Source organism: Vibrio metoecus (assembly GCF_009665255.1).
GTDB lineage: Bacteria > Pseudomonadota > Gammaproteobacteria > Enterobacterales > Vibrionaceae > Vibrio > Vibrio metoecus_B.
Genome location: NZ_CP035686.1, coordinates 1,433,471 through 1,445,778, shown reverse-complemented (window position 1 = coordinate 1,445,778; position 12,308 = coordinate 1,433,471). Strand labels below are relative to the sequence as shown.

Here is a 12,308-nt window from a genome sequence, read left to right as displayed (position 1 = left end):
CGTTGAGATAAAAGACACCCCAATGCCATTTGCAGCAATCGTTGCGCAAAAAATAGACGAAACATTGGGTTGTAGAGAGTTTTACAGATTCAACGGAACATATTACCTGTCAATTTGTCAGCTTCAACCTTTAATGTGGTTTCCGCGCAGAATTCTTCTCAATCAAGGTAAATTGGTTGAGCAATGACTCCAATTGTTGCGATAAATGTTCAAGATCGACACTGATTTCACGCGTTTCGCTCGCTGAATGGGAAGTGTCATCAGCATGATGAGTGATCACATCGACTTTACTTTGGATCTCATGGCTGACTTCAGTCGTACGTTTGGTTTGCTCTTGAATTCCCATCGCATGATTGAGCACTTGCTGCATTTCAGCGACCACATTGGTCATGACTTTAGAGAGTTCTTCAATCTCGGTTGAACGTTGGTGAGCGTGAGAACACACAGTATCAACGGAAGTGAGGGAGGCTTGGCTATCACGTTGGAAGCCAGAAATGATGTTCTCAATGTTGCCTGTCGCCTCAGCGGTGCGTGATGCTAAATGGCGTACTTCATCGGCTACCACGGCAAAGCCTCGGCCTTGTTCGCCCGCGCGGGCGGCCTCAATGGCAGCATTCAGAGCCAGTAGGTTAGTTTGTTCGGCAATGCCTTTAATCACACCAAGGATGGAGGAAACTTGGGTTGTTTGATTATTTAATTCCACAATACGTTGTTTAACCGATTCAATATCGCCAACCAGATTTTTGATATCTTCACTGGCTGCGTGTGCTTGCTTGGCACTTTGCTGGACAATACTGGTGGTGTGATTAACCAATTTAGAGGCTTCTTCGGTGGCGTATTCGACTTGCTGTTGTTTGGCTTGCATGTCGGTAATATTGAGCTGTACTTCGGAGGTTTCTTTTTGCTGATTATTGGCTGCCTGATCTGTCACTTGTGCCACATCAGTCAATTTTCTTGCTGAATCGGCAAGAGAATGCGAAGTGTCTTGCACTTGCTGCAAGCTCTCAGAAACAGTATCCATCAAAGAGTTAATTGATACGGCAAGTTGCCCGAGTTCATCTTTTCGGTCATTGGCTAAGCGATGAGACAGATCTTTACTCTTACTGACATCTGACATGAAAAACGAGGTTTTCTGCAGTGGGAGCACAATAATTCGACGCATAAAGTAGAGTGTGATCATAAAGCCAAATAGGGCAATCACGGACATAATTCCGATACCGATTAGAGTTCGATGATTCACCATTTGGGTTAAGTGGCTAAGATTAAACTCAAGGCGGATGACGCCAAGCACTTCACCTTCCGGAGCCATATGACAAGCCACACAGTTCGTTCCACGATAATTTTCACTCGACTTCATCGGTAAGGCAACCACAATACCTTGCCCCCAATCGCCAGAATAAGGTTCGATTACGGTTTCACCGGCGAGAGCGCGTTGATCGATGGAGTCTTGTGGTTTTTGCTCTGGCATTCCTGAACCATAAAGTTTATTCACAGTTGCCGACCGAATAACTCGGACTTGTTCGATGCCATCTTGAGCCAAGGCTTTCTGCCGCAACGTCTCTTTTTGTGCCATGGTGCCAGTGAGCATCATCATGTTCAAACTATCAAAGTAGTTACTGGCCTTATCGTGTAGCTGCTCACTTAGCACGGAATGAATCAGATCTTTTTGCTGCCAATATTGGTAGGAGGTTGAGCCTGCCAAAACTAAGGCAAACACGGTAATTAATGTCAGCAGCAATTTACTAAGAATGGATGAGTTCATGATAGTTTTGTAATTATAAGTGACCCCGACTTATGTAAATATAGCGTTAATTCGCTAGGTGACAAACGTAGACCAATTGTTAGTGTGACCTTAACCAAAGTGTGAGTTTAAATATGAGGGATGACGCATACTCTTTTGTGATAGCTCAACTTATTAAGCCGATGATTATCACCTAGTGCATTGATTGTTCAGGAATGTTTTTAGGCGATTTGCGTGAGAGGAGAGGTTGGTCAGAATTATGTTTTGAATAGCCTTGTCTCAATGCGGGAGATTTCTTAGTATTGCGGCTCTTTTAATGCCCCGAGAATGATGATGAAAACAGAATTATACAAAGAGTTTATGTTTGAGGCTGCCCACCACTTACCGCACGTGCCTGCTGGACATAAATGTGGACGCTTGCACGGCCACTCTTTCTTAGTTCGTCTGTACGTTGAAGGTGAAGTGAACCCTCATACTGGTTGGGTGGTTGATTTTGCTGAAATTAAAGCGGCATTCAAACCGATTTATGATCGCCTTGATCACTATTATCTGAATGATATTGAAGGGTTAGAAAACCCAACTAGCGAAGTGTTGGCAAAATGGATTTGGCAACAGCTTAAACCGAGTTTGCCTCTGCTGAGCAAAGTTGAGATTAAAGAAACCTGCACAGCGGGTTGTATTTATCGCGGTGAGTAGCGCATCGATGTCAGCTTCAATCTGACCATGCAAAGCATAAAAAAACGCCCGGATATCCGGGCGTTTTTGTGACAGTAAAAAGTGTTGCGATTAACAGATCACTTTGATGGCCAAGCCACCTTGTGAAGTTTCACGGTACTTAGCATTCATGTCCTTACCCGTTTCCAGCATGGTTTCAATCACTTTATCCAGTGAAACACGTGGAGCAGAAGAACGACGCAGCGCCATACGGGTTGAGTTGATCGCTTTCACCGCTGCAATGCCGTTACGCTCGATACATGGCACTTGCACTTGTCCTGCAACTGGGTCACAAGTCAAACCAAGGTTGTGTTCCATTGCGATTTCAGCCGCCATACACACTTGCTCTGGGCTACCGCCTAAAAGCTCAGCGAGACCCGCAGCGGCCATAGAACAAGCCACACCGACTTCGCCTTGGCAGCCTACTTCCGCACCTGAGATAGAGGCATTACGCTTGTACAAACCACCAATCGCACCAGAAGCCGCGAAGTAGCGGATATAGTCTTTCTCAGTCACGGTTTGGATGAATTTGTCGTAGTAGGCGAGTACCGCTGGGATAATGCCACACGCACCGTTGGTTGGTGCGGTCACAACGCGACCGCCTGCGGCGTTTTCTTCGTTAACCGCAAACGCATACATGTTTACCCAGTCAACCACTGCCATAGGATCGTTGGTGGTTTTTTCTGAAGTCAGCAGTTGTTGACGCAGTGCTGCCGCACGGCGTGGTACACGCAAAGGCCCAGGTAGGATGCCTTCGGTGTTCATGCCGCGTTCCATACACTCACGCATCGTACGCCAGATGTTGGCGAAATAGGTGCGAACTTCTTCGTCTGAGTGCATGGCTTTTTCGTTCGCCATTACTAGCGTGCTGATAGAGAGGCCACTCTCTTTACACTGGTTCAGCAGCTCTTCAGCAGAGCGGAAAACATAAGGAACTTGAATGAGAGATTCACTCTCTTTACCGAAGTGTTCTTCATCAACGATGAAACCACCACCGATAGAGTAGTAAGTTTTGCTGAAGATTTTCTCGTCATTGATCCACGCGTGAATCTGCATGCCGTTTTCGTGCAATGCCAGATTAGTGCGGTGGAAATTCATGCCACCTTCACGAGGGAAAGAGACGGTATGACAGTGCATACCAACAGGAAGACGTTCTGTTTCTTCTACACGAGCAATAAAGCCCGGAATCGAATCGATATCCACTTTCTCTGGCGTATTGCCTGCCAGACCCATGATGATAGCGATATCCGTGTGGTGACCTTTCCCTGTCAGTGATAGCGATCCATAAACGTCCACGGTGATTTTAGTGACGTCGCGCAATTTTCCCATTGAGCGTAGTTCGTCAATAAACTCTTTACCCGCTTTCATCGGTCCAACCGTGTGTGAGCTCGAAGGACCAACACCGATTTTATAGATGTCAAATACACTAATCATTTTGAATGCCTCAAAACTAAGCCCCCCTAGGAGTAGGGAGGCTTTTTGTATTGTTATATTTTGTGTTTTAAGCTCATACGCAAAGGTAGAGATTAAAGAGCGCCGTAGATTACAGAACTAATCGCAGCCAAGCCACAAATAACTGTAAAAATCTGTACAGGTGCTGAAGTCTTGAACTTCGCCATCGCAGGTACTTTGTGCATTGCGAATACAGGCAGCAGGAACAAGATAGCGGCAATCATTGGTGCGCCCATGGTTTCGATCATGCCAAGGATGCTTGGGTTGATAATGGCAACAATCCAAGTGGTAATTACGATGAAGCCCAGAGAGATTTTTTCAATCTTGCTGATTTGCATATCGCTGCGAGATTTCACCAGACCAACCAAACCTTCATGTGCACCAAGGAAGTGACCGAAGTAGCTTGAAGTGATCGCTGCGAATGCCACGATAGGACCTAAGTAAGAGATGATTGGTGAAGCGTGTTCGTTCGCTAGGTAAGACAGAACGGAGATGTTTTGCTCTTTCGCCATAGCCAGTTCTTCAGGAGACAGTGACAGTACCACCGAGAATACGAAGAACATCACGAAGCCCATCAGCATCATCGCTGCACCGCCAGTGATCATGTCAGTTTTCTTCACTGCGTTGTCACCAAATTGTTGGCGTTGCTCTTTAGAGAACTGAGAAATGATTGGGCTGTGGTTGAAAGAGAACACGATGATTGGAATCGCAAGCCATACAATAGTTGGCATTGCTGACCAATCAGGTGCGACTTCGATCATTGAAGTGTTCCAATCTGGAATCAGGTAGAAAGACAGTGCCAGTAGGATAAATACCAGAGGGTAAACCATGGCAGAAGTGGCTTTCAGCATCAGCTCTTTACCAAATACCACACCTGCTGTCATCGCGATAATCAGCGCACCAGAGAGCAACCAGCGAGGGATGGATTCCATGCCGATTTGGTTAACGAGGAAAGAGTCAACGGTGTTGGTGATACCCACGCCGTAAATCAGCACGATAGGGTAGATGGCGAAAAAGTAAGCAAAAGTAATAAGGTTAGCGCCAGCTTTACCAAAGTGCTCTTCAACGGTGTCGGTAATGTCTGCATCAGGGTTTTTTGCAGATAAAACGAAACGAGCCAAAGATTTGTGAGCAAACCATGTCATTGGTGCTGCAATTAACGCGAGGATAACTAATGGCCAGAAACCACCTGCACCAGCTTTAATCGGTAGGAAGAGTACACCTGCACCAACCGCCGTACCAAAAAGGGACAGAGCCCAGGTGAAATCTTTGTAGGTCCACTTGCTAGCAGAACGTGCTGTAGAAGTAGCCGCTGTTGTAGTATTCATATGTTTTTACTCATTTTGGGAACAGGAAATAAGTCGGAGCGCATTTTTGCACATTTTTCACATAATAAAACTAGATCTAAATCATGATTGGCTGTGCTTATTGAAACTTCTGTCAAAAACCTATTTTTGATCACGAAATTGGCGTGCCACATGTGAGAATTGTTAATAGGTTGGATTAGTTAAAGTTATCGTTGGGTGAAAGATTCTCAACGAATGAGCTAGCAAACGGTTGCGTTGCTTTTGGATTAGATTTTCTAATCAACCAAGCTTGTTAAGAAATACCAACTTAAAAACGAAATTAAACTAACTCATTGTAATTAATAAGTTGTTTTTGGAGGGATTGAATGATTTGTGCGGTCATACCCCATATAAAATGTTGTTTATAGGGGATGGCGAACACTCTATGGCAATGATTTTTTAGCTGAAACGTACCGCTGTAGAGCTTTTTTCGATCAAGCAAAAAACTGATTGGCACTTCAAATACTTCATCGACTTCATTGTGATCGAGCTGAATTTGGTAGTCTGACTCAACAAACGCCAAAATCGGTGTTACCACAAATTGGCTCACAGTCACTAACTCGGGTAGCTGTCCAACAATGTGGATTTTCTCTTCAAGGATACCGATCTCTTCCCGCGCTTCACGTTTTGCGGTGTGTTGGAGTGAACGGTCACCCTCTTCATATTTTCCGCCGGGAAAGCTGATCTGTCCGGGGTGATGCCTTAAATGTGCGGCTCGCTTTGTTAAAATCACGTGCAGCCCTTGTTGACGTTCGACTAAGCCAATCAAAACAGAGGCTTTGCGTAGCGTGTCGGGTGCTAAATGCGCGACACGCAGTAAACTTTCACGGTGGTATGCGACGGGCAAATGAAATTGAAACTGTTGAATAAACTCGTAACGACTGATTTTTCGCAAAATTGACCTCTATACCGTAATTAGCGTACAACACAAGTTATAGCGTGTTTCAAAACGATGCGCTGTCGGTTACTGCACATTTGCCGGATATGCTCTCTTCCTAATTGAAGCTTCAGGCAGGAAGGGGATGGTATGAGAGGAAAATCGCCAGCGGCATATGCGTCGCTGGCGGTAGTTCAAAACGGCGGATTAGGATTCTAAAGTCGGAAGAATTCGGCTTAACTTATCCAGTGTTTCTTGATATTCCGCCGCACCCTCACTGTCCGCGACTAAGCCGCCGCCCGCCCAAGCATAAAGTTGCTGCTGATAGGCAACCAAAGTACGAATAGTGATACTGGTGTCCATCGTTCCATGGCGGCTGAGGTAGCCAATTGAGCCACAATAAGCGCTTCGGCGATGCGGCTCAAGTTCTTCAATAATTTCCATAGCGCGAATTTTCGGTGCACCTGTAATCGAGCCACCAGGAAAGCAAGCTCGGAGTAGATCGGCTAATTCATAATGCTCATCGAGGGTTGCGCGAATCGTGCTTACCAGATGGTGCACAGCAGGAAAGCTCTCCACATCAAACAGCTTAGGTACATGTACGCTCCCCGGCTTTGCCACACGACCAATATCATTACGCAGTAGATCGACAATCATTAAATTCTCGGCCTGATCTTTTTCTGCGCTGACTAAATCTTGCTTGAGTAGGGCATCTTGTTGCTTGTCAGCATGGCGTGGACGTGTCCCTTTGATCGGTTTGGTTTCAATCACTCGATCGGAGACTTGCAGAAAACGTTCTGGAGAAACACTCAAAATTGCGCCTTGCGGCAAACGCAAAAAGGCGGAAAAGGGCGCTTGGTTGCCAGCTTCCAACTTCAAATACGCTTGCCATTCACTGCCTGTGTAATGAGCCTGAAAGCGCTGTGCGAGGTTGATTTGATAGCAGTCTCCAGAGCGTAAATACTCCTGCACGCGGACAAATTTATCTTGGTAGGCGGTATAGCTCATATTGGATCGCCATGGCGAAGTGAGAGCAAAGTCAGTCACTTTGCTTGGCATTTCTGCCTCTTGTTGGTTTAACCAACGCCAAGCTTCCTCAACGTTATGTCCCACTAGCTGCGCGGTCTGTTCTTGATGATCCACTACCAATGCCCAAGGATAAAGACCGACAGCCATATCAGGCATTGCAATATCTTGCTCGGCTAAGGTCGGGATTTGTTCAACTTGACGGCCGAGATCATAAGCAAAATACCCTAAAGTCCCTCCGATAAATGGGAGATCTTGATGATAAGTTAACGTCGGGAGGTACTGTTCTTGCGTTTGTGCCAAGAGCTGGAATGGGTCATCTCGTGACAATGTCACACTGTCGGCAGTACGAATTTCGGTTTCATTACCGAAGGTGGTAAGGGTTGCTAAAGGATTGGCAACCAGAATATCAAAGCGGCTATCCATATGAGTGGCAGACGCCGAGCGCAACAGCATCGCCCACGGTTGCTGTTCAATCGTATAAAAAAATTGTTTAGCAATATCATGGTGATAAGTTAGGTGTTTATGTTCAATTGACAAAATTTGGTTGTTATTCATTTGTGTAATTTGTGACAGAGAAACCGTTCATTGCGTAGCATCGTGAGGAAAGCAAGAGTATCATAAAAATCTCATACAAAGCTGCTACTTAAAGAGTGAGAGCTTTCTTCCATTTGGAAAGCAGTTGTCCACGTAAATAGCGGCAGTACACGGAAGCATAACAATAACGAGGCAAGCAATGACGGTAATACGCAAGCAAGATGTGATCAGCAGTGTTGCTGATGCGCTGCAGTACATCTCCTACTACCACCCATTGGACTTTGTAAAAGCCCTAGAAAAAGCCTACCAACGTGAAGAAAGCCAAGCGGCGAAAGATTCGATAGCGCAGATTTTGATTAACTCGCGTATGTCCGCTGAAGGACACCGCCCAATCTGCCAAGACACTGGTATTGTCACTTGTTTTGTGAACATCGGGATGGGTGTGCAATGGGACTCTACCGATATGACAGTGCAGCAGATGGTGGATGAGGGCGTACGCCAAGCGTACACCAACCCAGATAACCCACTGCGTGCCTCGGTATTGATGGATCCGGCAGGCAAACGCATCAATACCAAAGACAACACCCCAGCTGTGGTACACATCAACATGGTGCCAGGCGATAAAGTGGATATTCAAATTGCGGCCAAAGGTGGCGGCAGTGAAAACAAAACCAAGATGGTGATGCTCAACCCGTCCGATGATATTGCAGAATGGGTAGAGAAAACCGTGCCGCTGATGGGCGCGGGCTGGTGCCCACCGGGCATGCTCGGCATTGGTATTGGCGGTACAGCAGAAAAAGCTGCAGTGCTGGCTAAAGAAGCCTTGATGGAACACATTGATATTCATGAGCTTATCGAGCGTGGTCCGCAAAATGCGGAAGAAGAGCTGCGTTTAGACATTTTCAACCGTGTGAATAAGCTCGGTATTGGCGCGCAAGGCCTTGGCGGTTTGACCACTGTGGTGGATGTAAAAATCAAATCTGCACCAACTCACGCGGCTTCAAAACCTGTGTGCTTAATTCCAAACTGTGCGGCAACGCGCCATGTACATTTCACGCTTGATGGCAGCGGCCCTGCACAGCTAACACCACCTAAGTTAGAAGACTGGCCACAAATTACGTGGGAAGCGGGCGCCAATACGCGCCGTGTCAACCTTGATAACATCACCCGTGAAGAGATCCAAACTTGGAAAACGGGTGAAACCGTATTGCTGTCTGGCAAGATCCTCACCGGTCGTGACGCAGCACATAAACGCATTCAAACCATGCTGCAAAAAGGCGAGAAACTGCCCGAAGGTGTGGATTTGAAAGGCAAATTTATCTACTACGTTGGACCTGTGGACGCGGTTGGCGATGAAGTGGTTGGCCCAGCAGGCCCAACAACCTCAACACGTATGGACAAGTTTACCGACATGATGCTGGAAGAGGTCGGCGTTATGGGCATGATTGGTAAAGCAGAGCGTGGCCCAGCTACCGTTGAATCGATCAAGAAACACAAAGCGGTTTACTTGATGGCGGTAGGCGGTGCGGCTTACTTAGTGGCGAAAGCGATCAAGAAAGCTCGCGTAGTCGCGTTTGAAGATCTCGGTATGGAAGCAATCTACGAATTTGAGGTCGAAGATATGCCAGTCACAGTCGCGGTTGACTCAACCGGTGCGAATGCGCACCAAATTGGTCCAGATACTTGGCGGGTCAAAATCGCTGAAGCGGCCAAGTAACGCTTTGTAACTCTGTTCAATAAAACACTTGGCAAAAAAATGACAAAGGTGCAGCGTAAGTTGCACCTTTTTAATATTACAATTCATTCTGTTATCGATACGTCAGGAGCCAAACATGCCTCGTTTTATCCAAATTCTACAAATCATTATTGCCGTTATGATTGGCGCAGTAGTCGGTTACGACCTTATTTTGAACGGCATCAGCATTTTCAATGATAAATACGTCACTATTAGTTGTAGCTTGTTTGTGTTGCTTGAAATTGCTTTGTTTGTCATCTACAAACTGATCGAAGAAGACTGATCTCTTTTCATTGCCTCTGTCATCTGAATTGCCGTTTAGTACAGAGGCAAACCCGCAACAACAATCCAGTTCTGTATTTGCCACAAATATAAGTTGTGACTTATTCATCTCACATTAAGTTTGAGTTTATTAAGCTGTGCTAAATCCTAATTTGGAGTAAGAAATGCAGCGAATTCGTCAAGAAATGAGCGATTTTATCCATCGCGGTATGGATTCTCATGTGCGTTTGGCCGTGACGGGTCTTTCTAGAGCGGGCAAAACCGCTTTCATCACTTCGCTGGTTAATCAGCTATTACACACCTCCACCCATCAGAATTTGCCGCTATTGGCAGCGGGGCGTGAACAGCGTTTTATTGGTGCTAAACGTGTGCCACAAACCAATATGATGGTGCCACGCTTTGCTTATGATGAAGCGCTGGCGCAACTGCAAAGCAGTCCAGCACAATGGCCAGTTCCAACGCGAGATGTGAGCGAAATACGTTTGGCGATCAAATACAAGCCGCAAAAACGCAGCAAAAAGTTATTAACCAGCAGCGCGACTCTGTATCTCGACATCATCGACTATCCTGGAGAGTGGTTGCTCGATTTACCGTTATTAGAGATGGATTACGCAACCTGGTCAGCACAGCAATTCAATGCCCTGCATGGTTTGCGCAAAGAACTTGCAGCAGAATGGTGTGCAGCCGTTGAGCAGCTTGATATTAGCCAAGAAGCCAATGAACAAACCTTGGCGGCTATTGCCGCGAGCTATACCGACTATCTGCATCAATGTAAAGCCAATGGACTGCATTGGGTTCAGCCGGGGCGATTTGTGTTGCCCGGCGAGCTAGAGAGTGCGCCTGTGCTGCAATTCTTCCCATGTCATGCACCGCAAGATTCGGTCAGCAAACAGAGCTATTACGCTTTGCTGCAAGCACGCTATCAGGAATATCAAAACAAGGTGGTGAAAGCTTTCTATAAGCACTATTTTGCAACGTTTGATCGCCAAATTGTGTTGGTGGACTGCTTATCGCCGCTCAATGTGGGACATGAATCGTTTTTGGATATGCGCAGTGCTCTTGAGCAAATCATGCACAGTTTCCGCTATGGGCGCAGTGGTTTGCTCAGCCGTCTGTTTGCACCGAAAATCGATAAAGTTTTATTTGCCGCCACCAAAGCCGATCACGTGACACCAGAGCAGCATGTCAACATGGTTTCTCTCTTGCAGCAGATGATTCATCCTGCTTGGCAACATGCGGCGTATGAAAATATTGAAATGAACTGCATCAGCATGGCTTCGGTGCGCGCTACGCAATCGGGCTACATTATGCAGGGAGATAATAAGGTTGCGGCGATTCAAGGTGTGACCATGACGGGAGAATCGATCACGTTATTTCCTGGTGAAGTACCGCGCAAATTACCGGAACCTGATTACTGGCAGCGACAATCGTTCGATTTCACGGCGTTTCGCCCGTTGCCAACATCTAGTGATGAGCCGTGTCAGCACATTCGAGTGGATAAAGCCCTCGACATTCTGATTGGAGATAAATTGCGATGAGCGACCTCAAAACCAAACAGATTTTCAGCGAGCCGCTGCAAGGCAGTATTGAAACGCCGACTTTCACGGTTCAGCAGCAGTTCAGTGCACAAGAGAAATTTGTGCCGATGAGTGTGGAAGAATCGTCGGAAGCTTTGGAAGCACAAATAGATACCATTATTCGCCCAAATAAAGGACGCAAGTGGTTTGCAGGTGGCTTGTTTGCCGCGTTCAGTGGCTTGGTCGCTTGGCAGGCTATTGATAGCGTAGTCAAAGCCATTCAAAGCGCAGACTGGCTTAGCCTAGGTTGGGCGGGCTTTGTTAGTGCTTTGGCGACATTAGGCCTAGGTGCTATCGGCAAAGAATTGTGGAAGCTACGCCGCTTACGCCAACACTTTAGTGTGCAAGAGCAAGCTCAAGCCTTGATGGATAAAGACGCAGTAGGACAAGGCCAAGCCTTTTGTCAGCAGATCGCCAAAGAAGGTCAGGTTGATAAACAGGGTTACCAGCGTTGGCAATCTGCGCTCAATAGCAGCCATAGTGATGCAGAAATCATCGATTTATACGATGCGTTAGTGGTCGCGGAGCAAGATAAACAAGCCAGCCAAATTGTGACTCGTTATGCGACAGAAGCGGCCGCGTTAGTGGCGATTAGTCCACTCGCGATTGCCGATATGTTACTGGTGGCTTGGCGTAATTTTTCTATGGTCGATCAACTGGCAAAAGTGTATGGCGTTGAACTCGGTTACTGGTCACGCGTAAAACTATTTAAAGCCGTGCTGCTGAACATGGCGTTAGCGGGAGCGAGTGAGTTGGCTGTGGATGCGAGCGTTGATCTGTTTTCCATGGACTTAGCTGGGCGAGTTTCAGCTCGTGCAGGACAAGGCGTGGGAGTGGGCATTCTGACGGCGCGTTTGGGCATCAAAGCTGTTGGATTGCTGCGTCCGCTGCCGTGGCACCCCGATCGTCAGCTCAAGCTGAGCTCGGTACGTAAGCAAGTGGTGAGCAAAGTCGCGGCGATGATAGCGAAATAGCCATTAAATTTCGGAAATAGCGATCCGTTATCACGGATCGCTTGACG

At 46.8% G+C, this 12,308-nt stretch carries 10 protein-coding genes; 5 read left to right on the top strand and 5 right to left on the bottom strand.

All coding sequences use genetic code 11. The features are described from left to right. Positions 1-130 precede the first annotated feature (130 nt). Positions 131-1,762, bottom strand: coding sequence for a methyl-accepting chemotaxis protein (locus EPB59_RS06500; protein WP_154171923.1), 1,632 nt, complete (start codon positions 1,760-1,762; stop codon positions 131-133). Between the two features lie 312 nt (positions 1,763-2,074). Here EPB59_RS06500 and queD point away from each other — a divergent pair, with 312 nt between their 5' ends. After that, complete coding sequence (gene queD, locus EPB59_RS06495) at positions 2,075-2,437, top strand: 6-carboxytetrahydropterin synthase QueD (RefSeq protein ID WP_000845981.1); 363 nt, start codon at positions 2,075-2,077, stop codon at positions 2,435-2,437. A 90-nt stretch (positions 2,438-2,527) separates the two neighbouring features. Here the strand turns inward: queD and EPB59_RS06490 are convergent, their stop codons facing one another. From EPB59_RS06490 to pabB, 4 genes are all read right to left on the bottom strand, one after another. Then, positions 2,528-3,889 carry an L-serine ammonia-lyase gene (locus tag EPB59_RS06490; protein WP_000626425.1) on the bottom strand — a complete coding sequence of 454 codons (1,362 nt, stop codon included), beginning with the start codon at positions 3,887-3,889 and terminating at the stop codon, positions 2,528-2,530. Between the two features lie 92 nt (positions 3,890-3,981). Then, a complete protein-coding gene (locus tag EPB59_RS06485; RefSeq protein WP_055027148.1) occupies positions 3,982-5,235 on the bottom strand; it encodes an aromatic amino acid transport family protein in 1,254 nt (417 codons plus the stop codon). Positions 5,236-5,533: 298 nt separating this feature from the next. Next, the gene (locus EPB59_RS06480; protein ID WP_154171921.1) at positions 5,534-6,148 is read right to left on the bottom strand and encodes a CoA pyrophosphatase; all 615 of its coding nucleotides are present in this window, start codon (positions 6,146-6,148) and stop codon (positions 5,534-5,536) included. Between the two features lie 189 nt (positions 6,149-6,337). Further along, positions 6,338-7,714, bottom strand: coding sequence for an aminodeoxychorismate synthase component 1 (gene pabB, locus EPB59_RS06475; RefSeq protein ID WP_055050675.1), 1,377 nt, complete (start codon positions 7,712-7,714; stop codon positions 6,338-6,340). A gap of 178 nt (positions 7,715-7,892) precedes the next feature. Here pabB and EPB59_RS06470 point away from each other — a divergent pair, with 178 nt between their 5' ends. The 4 genes from EPB59_RS06470 (at position 7,893) to EPB59_RS06455 (ending at position 12,261) form a co-directional block, all read left to right on the top strand. Next, positions 7,893-9,410: a fumarate hydratase gene (locus tag EPB59_RS06470; protein WP_000216107.1), complete on the top strand. Its 1,518-nt coding sequence runs from the start codon at positions 7,893-7,895 to the stop codon at positions 9,408-9,410. 115 nt (positions 9,411-9,525) lie between these two features. Next, positions 9,526-9,711, top strand: a complete 186-nt coding sequence (locus EPB59_RS06465; protein WP_055050677.1) for a hypothetical protein — start codon at positions 9,526-9,528, stop codon at positions 9,709-9,711. A gap of 163 nt (positions 9,712-9,874) precedes the next feature. Then, positions 9,875-11,248 (top strand): YcjX family protein, encoded by a 1,374-nt coding sequence (locus EPB59_RS06460; RefSeq protein WP_154171919.1) that lies wholly within the window; start codon positions 9,875-9,877, stop codon positions 11,246-11,248. Continuing rightward, positions 11,245-12,261: a YcjF family protein gene (locus EPB59_RS06455; RefSeq protein WP_154171917.1), complete on the top strand. Its 1,017-nt coding sequence runs from the start codon at positions 11,245-11,247 to the stop codon at positions 12,259-12,261. The genes EPB59_RS06460 and EPB59_RS06455 overlap by 4 nt, the downstream gene beginning before the upstream one ends. The last annotated feature ends 47 nt before the right edge of the window (positions 12,262-12,308 follow it).

Bases quoted from the DNA above. Each gene is read 5' to 3' on its own strand.
- EPB59_RS06500 (WP_154171923.1), bottom strand. From the start codon at position 1,762: ATGAACTCATCCATTCTTAGTAAATTGCTGCTGACATTAATTACCGTG.
- queD (WP_000845981.1), top strand. From the start codon at position 2,075: ATGAAAACAGAATTATACAAAGAGTTTATGTTTGAGGCTGCCCACCAC.
- EPB59_RS06490 (WP_000626425.1), bottom strand. From the start codon at position 3,889: ATGATTAGTGTATTTGACATCTATAAAATCGGTGTTGGTCCTTCGAGC.
- EPB59_RS06485 (WP_055027148.1), bottom strand. From the start codon at position 5,235: ATGAATACTACAACAGCGGCTACTTCTACAGCACGTTCTGCTAGCAAG.
- pabB (WP_055050675.1), bottom strand. From the start codon at position 7,714: ATGAATAACAACCAAATTTTGTCAATTGAACATAAACACCTAACTTAT.
- EPB59_RS06470 (WP_000216107.1), top strand. From the start codon at position 7,893: ATGACGGTAATACGCAAGCAAGATGTGATCAGCAGTGTTGCTGATGCG.
- EPB59_RS06465 (WP_055050677.1), top strand. From the start codon at position 9,526: ATGCCTCGTTTTATCCAAATTCTACAAATCATTATTGCCGTTATGATT.
- EPB59_RS06460 (WP_154171919.1), top strand. From the start codon at position 9,875: ATGCAGCGAATTCGTCAAGAAATGAGCGATTTTATCCATCGCGGTATG.
- EPB59_RS06455 (WP_154171917.1), top strand. From the start codon at position 11,245: ATGAGCGACCTCAAAACCAAACAGATTTTCAGCGAGCCGCTGCAAGGC.